Origin of the sequence: Saccharospirillum sp. MSK14-1, assembly GCF_003054965.1 — a bacterium.
Classification (GTDB): Bacteria; Pseudomonadota; Gammaproteobacteria; order Pseudomonadales; family Natronospirillaceae; genus Saccharospirillum.
The window spans coordinates 898,845-912,507 of record NZ_MIES01000033.1; the positions used below are offsets into that span (position 1 = coordinate 898,845).

The 13,663-nt window shown below is 55.3% G+C and carries 12 protein-coding genes; 8 read left to right on the forward strand and 4 right to left on the reverse strand.

The window, feature by feature from the left end; translation table 11 throughout:
* Nucleotides 1-63: 63 nt before the first annotated feature.
* Nucleotides 64-1,098 carry an NADP(H)-dependent aldo-keto reductase gene (locus tag BGP77_RS13140; protein WP_108165180.1) on the forward strand — a complete coding sequence of 345 codons (1,035 nt, stop codon included), beginning with the start codon at nt 64-66 and terminating at the stop codon, nt 1,096-1,098.
* Here the strand turns inward: BGP77_RS13140 and BGP77_RS13145 are convergent, their stop codons facing one another.
* Entirely contained in the window at nt 1,099-1,872 is a 774-nt protein-coding gene (locus BGP77_RS13145) for an MBL fold metallo-hydrolase (protein WP_108165181.1), read from the reverse strand.
* 53 nt (nt 1,873-1,925) lie between these two features.
* Between BGP77_RS13145 and yaaA the strand changes: the two genes are divergently transcribed.
* Both yaaA and BGP77_RS13155 read left to right on the forward strand, forming a co-directional pair.
* Nucleotides 1,926-2,732 (forward strand): peroxide stress protein YaaA, encoded by an 807-nt coding sequence (gene yaaA / locus BGP77_RS13150; protein WP_370446845.1) that lies wholly within the window; start codon nt 1,926-1,928, stop codon nt 2,730-2,732.
* Between the two features lie 87 nt (nt 2,733-2,819).
* The gene (locus tag BGP77_RS13155; protein ID WP_108165182.1) at nt 2,820-3,401 is read left to right on the forward strand and encodes a YajG family lipoprotein; all 582 of its coding nucleotides are present in this window, start codon (nt 2,820-2,822) and stop codon (nt 3,399-3,401) included.
* Between the two features lie 62 nt (nt 3,402-3,463).
* Here the strand turns inward: BGP77_RS13155 and BGP77_RS13160 are convergent, their stop codons facing one another.
* On the reverse strand, nt 3,464-4,372 hold the full coding sequence (locus tag BGP77_RS13160) for a LysR family transcriptional regulator (protein WP_108165183.1): 909 nt from the start codon (nt 4,370-4,372) through the stop codon (nt 3,464-3,466).
* Between the two features lie 203 nt (nt 4,373-4,575).
* Between BGP77_RS13160 and BGP77_RS13165 the strand changes: the two genes are divergently transcribed.
* From BGP77_RS13165 to BGP77_RS13185, 5 genes are all read left to right on the forward strand, one after another.
* Nucleotides 4,576-5,652: a DUF5610 domain-containing protein gene (locus BGP77_RS13165; RefSeq protein WP_108165184.1), complete on the forward strand. Its 1,077-nt coding sequence runs from the start codon at nt 4,576-4,578 to the stop codon at nt 5,650-5,652.
* A gap of 66 nt (nt 5,653-5,718) precedes the next feature.
* The gene (locus tag BGP77_RS13170; protein WP_108165185.1) at nt 5,719-5,985 is read left to right on the forward strand and encodes a glutaredoxin family protein; all 267 of its coding nucleotides are present in this window, start codon (nt 5,719-5,721) and stop codon (nt 5,983-5,985) included.
* A gap of 22 nt (nt 5,986-6,007) precedes the next feature.
* On the forward strand, nt 6,008-6,529 hold the full coding sequence (locus tag BGP77_RS13175) for a DUF6436 domain-containing protein (protein ID WP_108165186.1): 522 nt from the start codon (nt 6,008-6,010) through the stop codon (nt 6,527-6,529).
* 97 nt (nt 6,530-6,626) lie between these two features.
* Nucleotides 6,627-7,556, forward strand: a complete 930-nt coding sequence (locus BGP77_RS13180) for a chemotaxis protein (RefSeq protein WP_108165187.1) — start codon at nt 6,627-6,629, stop codon at nt 7,554-7,556.
* A gap of 69 nt (nt 7,557-7,625) precedes the next feature.
* A complete protein-coding gene (locus BGP77_RS13185; RefSeq protein WP_158269375.1) occupies nt 7,626-8,435 on the forward strand; it encodes an MOSC domain-containing protein in 810 nt (269 codons plus the stop codon).
* Nucleotides 8,436-8,443: 8 nt separating this feature from the next.
* Here the strand turns inward: BGP77_RS13185 and BGP77_RS13190 are convergent, their stop codons facing one another.
* Entirely contained in the window at nt 8,444-10,357 is a 1,914-nt protein-coding gene (locus BGP77_RS13190) for a lytic transglycosylase domain-containing protein (protein WP_158269376.1), read from the reverse strand.
* 150 nt (nt 10,358-10,507) lie between these two features.
* Nucleotides 10,508-13,651: an efflux RND transporter permease subunit gene (locus BGP77_RS13195; RefSeq protein WP_108165190.1), complete on the reverse strand. Its 3,144-nt coding sequence runs from the start codon at nt 13,649-13,651 to the stop codon at nt 10,508-10,510.
* Between the last annotated feature and the right edge of the window lie 12 nt (nt 13,652-13,663).

The window sequence follows — 13,663 nt, forward strand, 5'->3', positions numbered from 1 at the left end:
CGAATTAAGTAGAATCTGCCCGTATTATAGAGGTTCGTGTTCAAGTTAGCAGGGTTTGAATTGATGGAATATCGTCGTTTAGGTCGATCCGACCTCGAAGTTTCTCGAATTTGCCTGGGTACGATGACCTGGGGCGAGCAAAACAGCGAAGCACAAGCCCACGAGCAGATGGATTATGCGCGCGAGCGCGACATCAATTTCTTTGATGTTGCTGAGATGTATCCGGTGCCGCCGCGTCCGGAGACCTACGGCCGCACCGAGGAGTACATCGGCACCTGGTTTGCCAAAACCGGTCGGCGTGACGAGGTGATTCTGGCGACCAAGGTGTTTGGGCGCAGTGACCGTAAGGATGTTCGCGGTGGGCCGCGATTGTCGCGTGAGCAGATTAAGGCGGCTGTTGAAGGCAGTCTGAAGCGTTTACAGACCGATTACATCGACCTCTACCAGTTGCACTGGCCGGACCGCAGCACCAATACCTTCGGTAAGCTGGGGTATAGCGTGATCGACGAAGACGACGTCGTCACCATTGAAGAAACGCTGCGTGCCTGCGATGAGTTAGTGCGCGAGGGCAAGGTACGTCGTATCGGTGTGTCTAACGAAACGCCTTGGGGCGTATCGGAATACCTGCGTTTATCGCGTGAAGAAGGCCTGGCCCGCATTGATTCCATTCAGAATCCATACAACCTGCTGAACCGCAGTTTTGAGGTTGGGTTAGCGGAAATGGCTTATCGTGAAGACGTGGGCTTGCTCGCGTATTCACCGCTGGCGATGGGGACCTTGAGCGGTAAATACAGTGGCGGTGCCAAGCCTGAAGGCGCGCGGCTGACTCTGTTCGAACGCTTTAAACGCTACAGCACGGACAACGGCAAAGCGGCGGTGGATGAGTACGTACAGGTCGCCCGTGATCACGGTCTGGATCCGGCTCAGATGGCACTGTCATACATCAACGACCGTCCATTCGTGACCTCGAACATCATTGGGGCGACGACGATGGATCAGCTCAAGAGCAATATCGACAGCCATGAACTGGTGCTCAGTTCAGCGGTGCTGGCTGACATTGAAGCCGTGCACCACCGTTACCCCTATCCGTGCCCTTAATCACCACTGATCGCGCAGGGCACGCAACGCACGGAAGCGATCCAGTGCGCTGTCGGTCGGGTAGTCCCGGTCGGCCAGTGCTCTGGTTAATTCCGGATCATCCAATCGTAAGAAGAGATTAAAGCTCAGTTCCTGCTCGAAGGTCGTCACCGTGCGAGTGTCGGGCGTCTGAGTGTCGGCTTCGGCTTTGAGTTTCAGCGCCGGTTGCAGGTCGGGCTGAATGCTCAGCGCAAACGCCAGGTTATTGGGCAGGTAGTCGTGACCGGGATAGATGCGCGCATGCTCGGCGGTGTCACGACGAAGCCGTTCAATGCTGTCGTACAAGACATCGGTGCTGCCCGAGCGGGTATTGCCAACACCGGCGTTGAACAGAGTGTCGCCGCAGATCAAAGCCGGTTCATCCTGATCGACGTAAAAGACGCCATGTGCGGGAGTATGGCCGGGTGTGAACCAGAACAGCGCCTGCTGGTCGCCAACACGTAACCGGTCATTGTCTTCAAGCCAGACATCGGCGGCCACCTTGCCAATACAGCCAGCCGGTGCAAAGACGCGGGCACCTGTAGCTGCCTTCAGCTCGTTGACGTGGCGAATATGGTCGCCGTGTTCATGAGTAATCCAGATGGCATTGATAGATAAATCCTGTTGCCGGGCCAGTTGGATCAGGTGTTCGGCATCAAAGGGGTCGACGGCAGCGGCGGTACGCTGTTGCTCGCAATAGACCAGATGGTTGTAATTCTGGAAAGAGTCCGGCACATAGGTTCTCAGAATCTGCATTTTATCGGCCCGCTGTGAAGGTGTGAGCCGTACCCTAGAGACAGGAGGAAGACTTGGCAACAGCTCCCTTGATGGCGGTGATCTCACCGGCCAAAACACTGGATTTCGAGACACCGGCAATCACCGATAAAAGCACTGAGTTTCGCTTTGCCGATGAGTCGGCCGAACTGGTAGATGTATTACGAACCTACAGCGTCAATGATTTGCGTGAACTGATGTCGTTGAGCGAAAAGCTGGCCAGCCTGAATGTCGAGCGCTTCAGTCAGTGGCAATGGCCCTTCGATGAGCAGCACAGCAAACAGGCTTTATTGGCATTCCAGGGTGATGTCTATACTGGCTTGGATGCCTCAACACTCAGCAAAGCCGCTTTTAACAAAGTTCAGGACCGGTTACGCATATTGTCCGGGCTCTATGGGTTATTGCGTCCGCTGGATCGCATTCTGCCGTATCGATTGGAGATGGGGACTCGTTTGCCAACCCAGCGTGGCAGCAATCTCTACCAATGGTGGGGGGAACAATTGACCGATACACTGAACGCGGATATCCGTGCGAATGAGACACAGGCACTGGTCAATCTGGCATCGAACGAATACTTTAAGGCCATTCAGCCTAAGCGGTTGTCTGTGCCGGTGATCGTGCCGGAATTCCGCGACTGGAAAAACGGTCAGTACAAGATGATTTCGTTCTTTGCCAAAAAGGCGCGTGGTTTGATGGTGCGCTATATGTTGGAAAACGATATTCGTCGGGTGGATGATCTGAAAGGTTTCGATCTCGATGGTTACCGTTTTGACGCTACCGGCTCGACTGAAACACGTTGGCAGTTTCTGCGCAACCAGAGCCATTCTTCGGAAGCGGCTTGAAACTGAACAGAGTACGACATATGTAGTACGACTGTTTGTGATGATTTTTGGTTTTGAACTTTTTTGGTTTTAAACAAGGAGAACGCTATGAAAACTGTGTTTAAGCCGCTGTTGATGCTGTCGTTGGTTACCCTGGTACTTGCCGGTTGTGCTCAGCTTTCGCCTCAGCAGATTGCCTTCCAGCCGGTCGTATCACCAGACAGCTTGCCGGCGGGTAATGGACGTACCTTCTGGGTTGATGTTGTCGATGGTCGCAACAGCACCGTGATTGGTCAGCGGGGTGGCGTTTATGAAAACAGCTCAGCCATCACTGCCTCCGGTGATCTGCGTAAGCAACTGGAAGATCAGGTTGTAGGCGCACTGGAAGTGGCTGGTTTTGAAGCCGTTGAGATGAACGCAGATTTCGAATGGACGGTGACTCTGGAAGAACTGAGTTACGAACTGAACGACATCGACGCAGCGCGTAAAGAAGCTAAGGTCGCTGCCGAAGTCTCTGTGGAGATTGTTAAGGCCAACTCTAATTACGCCAACAGCTTCCGCTCACAACGTTCAGCCGAGTTTTTCCGTTATCCGGATGAAGCCGAAAACGAAACCATGCTCACCGAAACGTTTGACGCTGCCATCGATCGGATGTTCCAGGATGCGGGTTTGAACCGTTTTCTGCGCTGAGTGAATCGGCAATAAAAAAAGCGGCCTGAGTGCCGCTTTTTTTGTGTCTGTCTGTTTGATGCTCAGCCCGCTTTATCGAGATCGTGCTCTTCAAAATAAGCGGCCATAAAGTCAACAAAAGCGCGGCTTTTAGCCGACAGATAGCGATTCTCCGGATAGACCACGTGGATGGTTCGGCTGGGAAAAGTAATGTCCGGCAGAACGTGCAGCATGCGCCCACTGGTTAGCTCTTCGCGCACCATATAGTACGGCAGAGCAGTAATGCCCATGTGGTTGGTGGTGGCCTCGGCTAGGGTGTCCAGATCGTTAACCGTGAAGCGACGATCTTTGTTCTGCAGTCCGGCTTCTTTCAAAAAGCGTTTTATCCAGCGCGGTTCGGCAAAATCGATACCGGAAGCCATCAACATATGGTGATCGTACAAATCAGCCAGTTGTTGCGGCATGCCGTGTTTGTCGAGGTAGTCTTTGGTCGCGGTGAGGATCACTTTTTGTTTAGCGACCGGACGAGCCACCAGCCGGCTGTCTTGCAAGGATCCCAGGTGGATGGCCAGGTCGATGCCTTCACGCACCAGATCCAGGCCTTTGTCGGCCAGAATCAGATCAAAGTTCACGTCCGGATATTGCTCCAAAAACTTGGAGAAAATTTTCATCAGCATGGAGCGGCCGAACGTGGGCGTGGCGGTGATGCGCAGGGTTCCGCGAGGCGAGGTTTCCAGATCTTTGACCATGTGCTCGGCTTCCTCGAGGTCTTCGAGGATGCGGCTGCATCGGTTAAAGAACAGTTGTCCGGCCTCGGTCGGGCTGACCGAGCGGGTGGTGCGGTTAAGCAACCGAACACCCAGACGATCTTCCAACAGGCTGATCTGCTTGCTGACGGCCGAAGGCGTCAGACCCAGTTGATGAGCCGCGTTGGTAAAATTATTGGCTTTGACGACGGTAGTGAAGATGATCAGCGAATCGAGTCTCGCCATGACGGGCCTCTGTCAGTCGAGTGGTACCTGAAGCACGGCGATCATACGACGTATTAATCAACAATCCAACGCTATTGATGATTGTTTTTTGATAATCCCAGTGTTTACAAAACAACACTCAAGTTAAGCGCTACACCGCCGCTAGACAATTGAATGCACGGTCTGTTTTAAAAGTACCGGTTTGCGCCGGAAGGGGACGCCCTATGAATAATATGCTGTCCAATCTCTCTGCTTTGACGCCTTCGATTGCGGGTTATCAGCGCGCAGGATCGGGTCAGTCGCCTGAGCCTGGTGTTGCCCGGTCAGTGAATGCGCCCGCGAAGGCCGAAGAATCCGGATCAACACAATCCGCGGCAAGCCAGTTTAACGTCGATGAGCTGGTCGACAATCTTTGGAGCTTTATGCGCGGCCGGCTCTCTCAAGCCAAAGCCAGCGGCGCCTCTGAGGCCGATATGGACAAGCTTTGGGCCGCGGCCGAAAAAGGCATAAAACAAGGCTTCGGTGAAGCCCGTGACGTCCTTGAATCCATGGGCAAATTGGACAATGCGCTGGAAGGCAAAATTGACCAAGCCTACGGCCGCTTGGAAGAGGCGCTGGCCAACCGCGATCTTAACGCTGAAGTCACCCATGGAAATTCAACTCAGATCTCACAAAGCGGCAGTCGCAGTATCGGGATTTATCAATACGAACAGCGCACCTTCTCATTGGATGTCACAACAGCCGAAGGCGATAAGGTCACGATCCATGTTGATCGTCGAACCGAAGCCGCGGCTGAAAAAACATCCGGCGATGGGTGGTCGTCACTGAGCTGGGGCAAGGTGGAGTCGGGCCAGTTCGATTTGAGTATTGAAGGTGATCTGAACGACCAAGAAAAAGCGGATTTGAAGGCTTTGTTGCAGGAAGTGGGTGATCTGGCTGACGAATTCTATGACGGCGATCTGGGTGTGGCGTTCGAGCAGGCTCAAGCGCTGAGCATCAGCGGTACCAGTTTGGCGTCTCTGGATTTGAGCATGCGTTCGGTCCAGGCCAAGGGTGTATCGGCGTATCAACAAGCCGGTGGCGAGGGTCAAAGCCTGCCACGTGGTCTAGAGCCCTTGCGCGAATATGCGCGTGAACTGGTGGATGCCCAGCAGCGCTGGATGGACAGCCTCAATTCGGAGCGGGGCTTGGTCGAGGCTTTGAGCAATCATCCGCGCAATGATGGTCAGCTCAGCAGCTTTCTGGATTCCTTGTTTGCAGACCATTCCACGGATGACGCCGCCAACACCGAAAATGCCTGACAGCCAGTGCTGGTAAAGCGCTGCCAGGTTTCTACAATAGGGCCGTTTTTCCAATAGGATCGGCCCTTGTCTTCCCTCTCTACACCGCCAAACATAACCCTATACAGTACGCTGGGCTGCCATTTGTGTGAGCAGGCAGAAGCGTTGCTAATCGAGTTAGCGCAATCCGAACCCTTGCAATGGCAGGTTGTCGACATCGTTGAGGACGACGAATTGATGGAGCAGTATGCCATCCGCATTCCCGTTCTACGCGCTACCAACACAACAGAGGATCTCGGTTGGCCGTTTACGCTCGACGATGTGCGTCGTTACATCCGCACGAATGCCGACTGAATAACATGCTGAGAGGCTTTGTGTGATTCGATACCGATTCTTACTTTGGTGGCTGCTTCCGCTGTTGATTGCCTTGGCTGCCGGTCTCTGGTTCCGCCAAAGTCATCTGAATTGGTTGGGTCATAGCGTATCGGATGTGTCGGCTTGGCATTCTCAATGGCAGGACTGGATTGATGACCGCACTGACCTGACACATCCAGCCATGATTCATTGGATGCCGCCAGGCTGTCTGTGTCGGTTTATGGCTGCGGGCCACGCCTCTAATCTGAGTAAAACGGGTCTCACCTTGGGTTATCACCCGGTACAACTGGGTTCGACCTTTATCGATACCCGCCTTGCCGACGCTCTGAATGGCGCGCCACCGGCATCCCCGGGGCCGCTGATTGCGTTGACCGGTGCCGACGGTCAGCTGCGTTACCTGGGTGCATACAGCAGTGGTTTGACCTGTGCCCAGTCAAACAGCCTGGTGGATGACTGGTTGCCACTGACACGGCCAGGCTCAGTCGTAAACCTCGATGCCACGACCTGTGTTTGTGTGAACTAGCGCAAATTTTATTAATCTCGACTAAACTTTGCCGATAACGTCACAGTGGGTGAGCGAACCCGTTGTGACGGAATCGTCGGAGTAGCCGGAGTATCTGATGTCGAGTGTGTTAAAAAATGTCGATAGCCGTACCAACTTGGTCGGGCAGAATCGACTGGAAATTTTGATGTTCCGGCTGAAAGGACGGCAAATCTACGCGATTAACGTCTTTAAGGTGCAAGAAGTGCTGGGACTGCCCAAGCTGACCATGATGCCGCAGCGTAATCCGGCGGTGATCGGTGTGGTCTACTTGCGTGGCCGTTCGGTGCCAGTGATTGATCTGAGCATGGCCATCGGCCTGAGCCCCATCAAGCACGACGAAAATTCCACCATCATTGTGACGGAATACAACTCCACCGTTCAGGCGTTTTTGGTGGGGGGGGTTGACCGCATCGTCAACCTGAACTGGGAAGAAGTGTTACCGCCGCCGTCTGGCGCGGGTCATAGCCACTACCTAACGGCCATTACGCATCACGAAGAACAGATTGTCGAAATCATTGACGTGGAAAAGGTGTTGTCGGAAATCGTGCCGATGAACGCCCTGCTCAGTGAGGGTTATCTGGCCGACGATGTGGTCGAACGCATTCGTGGTCGTGAAGTGGTGATGGTCGATGATTCCCACACCGCTTTAACGCAAGCTCGGGTAACCTTTGAGTCCATGGGGCTTAAGGTGCATCAAGCGACCGATGGGGCTCAAGGTCTGGATCTGTTGCGCCGGTTGGCCGAAGAAACCGAGGGTCCGCTGGAAGAGCGGGTGCTGATGCTGGTGACTGACGCTGAGATGCCGCGCATGGATGGTTATCGATTGACCGCGGAAGTGCGTGCCGATGAGCGTTTGAAAAACCTCTTCGTGGCGCTGCATACCTCTCTGTCCGGTGATTTTAACCTGGCAATGACCAAGAAAGTTGGCTGCGATGCCTTCCTTTCCAAGTTCCAACCGGAACAATTGGCTGACTTGGTCCGCAAACGAGTGGAAGGCGAGATCTAACCTCGCTTGCAAGCGCGGCCTTCGTTTGCTGGAATGAGCGGCCTTTCCCTCCTAGTGAACATCGCCACCATGTCAATGACCGCCCAGATTACCGCCCTGTATCATTACCCCATTAAGTCGTTCGCCGGTATTGCAGTCGAGCGGCTGGCATTCGATTCAGCCGGCCCGGTGGATGATCGCCGTTGGATGCTGGTGAACGCTAAGGGCCGCTTTGTCAGCCAGCGCGATATGCCCGAACTGGCAAATTTTGGTGTTCAGTCCCAAGGTGATGGCTACCGTATCACGGCGCCCGACGGTGACTACCGTAATCTCATTCGCGGCGTCGCCAGCACAGCTCCGATCACGGTAACTGTCTGGAAGGACGACCTGGATGGCTGGGAAGTGTCTTCCGAGTTATCGGCTTGGTTTAGCGACAAGCTGGGCAAAGCCGTGCGCCTGGTCTATTTGGGAACGGAATCTGAGCGGCGTGTGCCTGACGCTGCGGCGCTGGATCATGAGCGAGTCGGGTTTGCCGATGGTTATCCGCTGCTGCTGTGCAATCAAAGTTCTCTGGAGGGCTTGAACGAACGTGCGGGGGTCGAGCTCGATGTGCGACGTTTCCGGCCCAATCTGGTGGTGTCTGGCCTGCCCATGGATCAGGAGCTGGAGCTGGGTCGGTTGACCTTGGCCGACGGTCATTTGCAACTGCTCAAACCCTGCGAGCGTTGCAGTATTCCAGCCGTAGACCCCGACACTGGGGTCTACCAGCGAGCAGTTGCGACGGCTTTAAAAGAACACAGTCGTTTCAATGGCAAAACGATTTTTGGCATGAACGCCGTGGCGCGTGGCGTCAGTGAGCTGCGCGTGGGTGATAGCGCGCAGCTGGCATCCGCTGACTGACGTCCGAGTCAGGAATCATCGCCCAAGGACGCCAAATTAGGCTGGTCGAGCCAGCTGGCGAGTGTCCAGTTCTGGCCATCGCGCATGGCGTAAATCTGCGCGTAGGTGAGGACGGATTTCACATAGTGGCGAGTTTCATCAAAGGGAATGGACTCGATCCAGATGCGCAGATCGGCCGGATATCGATTCAGCCAACTGGCCACCTTGGTAGGCCCCGCGTTATAGGCGGCGGTGGCGTAAACCGGGTGGCCAAAGCGCCGCTGCATCTGATCCAGATAATTGCGCCCCAGGGTGATGTTCAGCGTTGGGTCATTCAGATCGTTCTCGTTGCTGTAATCCAATCCAGATTTGATCGCCATGCTGCGGGCGGTGTAGGGCATCAGTTGCATCAGGCCGCGTGCCCCCACCGGTGAACGTGCCTGCGTCATAAAATGACTTTCCTGTCGCATAACACCGTACAGCCAGTGTCTGGGCACCGCGGCTGACGCCGTCAGTTCACTGACCAGATCGGCGAAAGGCGTCGGGTAACGCAGCGTCAGCTCACCATAGCGGCCACTCATGCCGGCCGTCTGCGACGCCTTGTGATACCAGTTATGGCTCTGCGCTAACTGGGCCGCTTCCATCATTTGCTCGGGAGTGAAGTCATCAAGCGCTAGGTTCCATTCGATCTGTGCGCGGACAATGTCGCCAGCGTCGTAGAGCGCCAATGCGCGTTGCAAAGCGGGGCGTTCACCAATGGGGCGACGAGCCTCAATGACGGGGTGTTCGTCGAGGTTGAGTTCTGCCGGTTGATCCAGTGCGGCGGCGGCCAAAAAGCCATAATAAGACCGCTCTTGCGCCAATGCCGCTAACTGTTGATCGGCCGAATCACCCATGTCCAGGTGTTGCTCAGCAATGGCTGACCAGTAGCGCCACTGACTGCTTGTTTTGAGTGAATCGTCCAGCGCGCGGTAGAGGCTGGCAATCTGTGCCCAGTCGGTGCTGGCCAGGGCGACTTGCAAGCGCCAGTGCTGAACGTCGGCATTGCTGCGTTTGGGGTCGGCAATGCCAAGCCAGTAATCCGCTTGTGGCAATGCCAGTTTGGCCATCGCGATACCGAGGTAAGCGGAGGTCGACTGGATGTCGTCACGGTGGAAGTCGGGGGTCAGCTTGATCAAGTCGACCCAATAATTGGACGCAATATGAGGCGCACGAAAGGCCAGTCGGTCGATCGCCGCCAGTGCCAGATCGCGTTGCCAGGCTTCATTCGGGTTATACGGCTGGTTGAATATCGTCGCCGGGCTTAAATAGATCGCACGCAGGCGCTGTCCGCGTTGGCGCCACTGCGGCTCGTCATATTGATCGTTCAAATAGCGCAGCATGGCACTGTTGCGGGCTTCAAAGGCCAGTAACTGGCGCTGCCACACCAGTTCGTTGTAATCGTCAGCCTGCTTCAGCCGTTCCAGAAAAGGATCGCAATAAGCGGGCAGTGAGTTTGCGGTTAACCAAAGTTGGCGCAGTTGCTCATCGGCTAAGGGTTCGCCTAAGGCTTGTTGCGCTTGAAAGCGTCGGCACGGGTGACCGGCTCCGGACCAGGCTTGGTCAAACAGTGCATAGCGGTACCACTGCTCACGACGCGCCAGTTCTTCCAGCCAGGTTTGGCGGAAATCCCAGCCGGCGGCTTGCCACTCGGGTTTTAACAGCTGTTTGGCGAACCAGTCGGTATCGATGGCTTCGGGATGGCGCAGGGCCCAGTGAGTGACCAGGTGCGGATAAAGCGTGAGATCATCCCAGCGCTTAAGATCTTCAAAGCTCAGGTCACTTTCGGTCAGGCTCTGCAGTGCCTGGCCATAGGTTTCTGACAGGGATGCGTCATCTGCCAGGACGGGCAGGGTGCCGGCCAGACAGAAGACAGTCAGCATTCGCGTCAGCGGTGCTTTCATGTCTACAAGCCTCACAACAAACATATCCCCGACCGCTGCGCTGGTAACGCAGTGATTCGATGGGCGTTAGATAAGTCGTCAGACTAGCTTCTTTATTTGTGACAGGAAAGAAAAGACCCGCCCCTTTACAGGGCGGGTCAGTGGCTCAGCTTAAACGTCGGCTGTTTTACCGCGTTTGCTGGCGATGAAGGCCTGGATGCGTTCACCCAGGATCAACATGCATGGCGTGAACACCAAGGTCAGCAAGCTGGCAAACAGCAAGCCGCCAGCGATGGTGGTGGCCAGCGCCGTCCACCATTGTGAGGAGGGCGCCCCGATGGTGACGGACCGTTCAAAGAAGTTGATGGTCAGCTGATAGACCATCGGCAACAGACCCAGAATGGTCGTGATGGTGGTCAGAATCACCGGGCGCAGACGCTGAGCACAGGTGATTAACGCCGCATCCATCGCAGGAACACCTTGCTTGCGGATGACGTTGTAGGTGTCGATCAACACGATGTTGTTGTTCACCACAATACCCGCCAGCGCAATGATGCCCACCCCACTCATCACCACAACGAAGCTCGCGCCGGTCAGGATGATACCGACCATCACCCCAACCGTAGACAGCAGAATCGCCAGCATGATCAGGAAGGTCTGGTAGAAGGAGTTAAACTGCGTCACCAGGATGATAACCATCACGAAGAGGGCGATCAGGAAAGCGCCACCCAAGAAGGCCATGGTTTCCGCCTGTTCCTGCTGGTCGCCTGTGAACCGGAAATCAACACCGGAAGGCAGCTCACCGTCGGAACGGGCTTCATTCAACGCCTGCTCGATGTCCTGAATCATCAGATCGACTCGCTGACCTTCGGCCAGGTTTATGTCGACGTTAACGGTCATGCGGCCGTCGGTTCGATAGACGTCACCTTGCTTGTTCTGAGCCTTGCGATTGATGAAGTTACTGATGGGAACCTGAGCGCCATTAGAGGTCACGGTCAGTTCATCAATTTGTTCCAGGTCGCGGCCGTTGAACGGGTAACGAATCAGGATATCGACTTCTTCGTCGGCATCGTTGGGTCGATAAGAACCCAACTGAACGCCGTCGGTGATCATGCGAACCGCAGAGCCAATGGCATTGAGGCTGACGTTAAAGCGGCTGGCGGCTTCACGATCAACATCAATGAGCCATTCCAAACCGTCCAGCGGACGGTTGTCGTTGACCGATTCAATGCGTTCATCGCGACCCAGTCGTTGCACCATGGCATCGACGGTGGCATACAGAGTGTCACGCGTCGGTCCAAAGAACTGCATTTGGATGTCGACACCGGTAGTCGGTCCCATCTGGGGTACCTGAGATTCGACTTTCAAACCGGGAATGCCAGAGGCGCGTTCAACCGCATTGCGCAGCACGGTGTCAGAATCCGGACGGTGCTGCCAATCAACGAATTCCATCATCAGCGAGCCAATGGTGTCTTCGGAGTCCGTACGGCCAGGTACGGCAGAGACCGTGGTGGTGATGGTTTTCACCGATTCCATGCCCAGAACGCGGGATTCAACCTGTTTCACCAGCACATCGCGTTCTTGCAGCGAGAGGTTGCCTCGCGCTTTGACCACAATACCGCCGAAGTCTGAATCCACACCCGGGAAGAACTCGACGTTGGTGGAGCGAATCGTGAACAGCACAATGATCAGCACAATAACGCCGAACACCAGGCCCAGGGCCATCAACGGACGCTTCAGCAGCACGCTGAGGAAGCGAATGTAGACACCCAGACCACCGCGTACTTCGCTCAGGTCACCGTGATCAATGGCATCCATACCGTGCTTTTTGTCTTCCGACACTTTGGCGGCTTTACCGAACAACGTTCCGAACGCGGGGACGGCAATCAGCGCCATGATCAACGACGCGCAGAGCGTGATGATGACCGTTTTCGGCAGGAAGCCCATAAATTCACCGGCGATGCCCGGCCAGAATAACAGCGGCATAAACACCGCCAGCGTTGTCGCCGTAGAGGCGGCGATGGGCCACGCCATGCGAGTCGCCGCTTCGCGATAAGCGCTTTTGCGATGCGCGCCTTCAGACATGCGTCGGTCGGCGTATTCGGTGACCACAATGGCACCGTCCACCAGCATGCCGACACAGAGGATCAGCGAGAACAGCACCACGATGTTCAACGAAATATCGAGCATCGACAGCACCAGAATACTGGTCAGGAAGGAAGCCGGAATGGCCAGGCCAACCAGGAACGCTGAACGCACACCAAGCGCCGATACGATCACGATAAACACCAGCAAGGTGGCCAGCAGAACGGAGTTGAACAAGTCATCCAGTTGCTGCTCGATCATCACCGAGTTGTCCTGGGTGTAGGTCACTTCGACCGCCTCAGGCCATTCCGGACGAATCTGGTCGACTTTGGCTTTGACCTGCTCGATGGTTTCGATGATGTTGGCACCGGAGCGCTTAACGATCTCGAGCGTAACCGCCGGCTGGCCATTCACACGTGACAGCGAATCCGGGTCTTTGTAGGTGCGTTGACCTACAGCGATATCGCGAAAACGCACGACGGTGTCGCCATCGACCTTCACCGGAAGATTGAGGATGTCGTCTTCGGTTTCGATCAGACCGGGGATCTTGATGGAGAAACGGCCTGCGCCGGTATCCATACTGCCTGCGGTGACCAACTGGTTATTGTTCGAAACCAACTGCACCAACTGGCTTTGTGAGATGTTGTAGCTGGCCATTTTGGCCGGATCGATAATGATCTCTGCCACTTCATCGCGAATGCCCTGAATCGGGGTTTCCAGTACGCCCTGAATCGACTCCAGTTCAGTCTGCAAATCCTCAGCGATGTGGAACAGCACGCGATCATCCACGTGACCGGACAGCGAAACGTTCAGTACCGGAAACTGGGAGAGGTTAATCTCCATGACTGTTGGTTCGTCGGCATCGGCGGGCAGTTCGCCCTTGCCGCGGTCGACGGCTTCGCGCACTTCATCCAACGCTTCATCAATATCGGCGTCGATATCGAATTCCAGCTGGAAGGAGGCACGGCCTTCACTGGCCGTACTGACCAACTCTTTCAGGCCTTCAACGCCTTCGAGTTCCTTCTGCAGCGGATTCACCAGCAGACGGTCGGCGTCTTCCGGTGAAATGCCGTCGAGGCCTGTACCGACATAGACATAAGGAATGGTGATGTCCGGATCCGCTTCTTTCGGGATGTTAATCAGCGCGACGATGCCACTGATCACAATGAGCCCGAAAAACAACATCACTGTCCGGATGCGGCTAAGTGCCGCTTGAATAAAACCGATCATGAAGCTCTCCCG

Coding starts and splice junctions, on each gene's coding strand:
- BGP77_RS13185 (WP_158269375.1), top strand. CDS start 7,626: ATGTCAATGACCGCCCAGATTACCGCCCTGTATCATTACCCCATTAAG.
- BGP77_RS13140 (WP_108165180.1), top strand. CDS start 64: ATGGAATATCGTCGTTTAGGTCGATCCGACCTCGAAGTTTCTCGAATT.
- BGP77_RS13155 (WP_108165182.1), top strand. CDS start 2,820: ATGAAAACTGTGTTTAAGCCGCTGTTGATGCTGTCGTTGGTTACCCTG.
- BGP77_RS13190 (WP_158269376.1), bottom strand. CDS start 10,357: ATGAAAGCACCGCTGACGCGAATGCTGACTGTCTTCTGTCTGGCCGGC.
- BGP77_RS13195 (WP_108165190.1), bottom strand. CDS start 13,651: ATGATCGGTTTTATTCAAGCGGCACTTAGCCGCATCCGGACAGTGATG.
- BGP77_RS13165 (WP_108165184.1), top strand. CDS start 4,576: ATGAATAATATGCTGTCCAATCTCTCTGCTTTGACGCCTTCGATTGCG.
- BGP77_RS13160 (WP_108165183.1), bottom strand. CDS start 4,372: ATGGCGAGACTCGATTCGCTGATCATCTTCACTACCGTCGTCAAAGCC.
- BGP77_RS13145 (WP_108165181.1), bottom strand. CDS start 1,872: ATGCAGATTCTGAGAACCTATGTGCCGGACTCTTTCCAGAATTACAAC.
- BGP77_RS13180 (WP_108165187.1), top strand. CDS start 6,627: ATGTCGAGTGTGTTAAAAAATGTCGATAGCCGTACCAACTTGGTCGGG.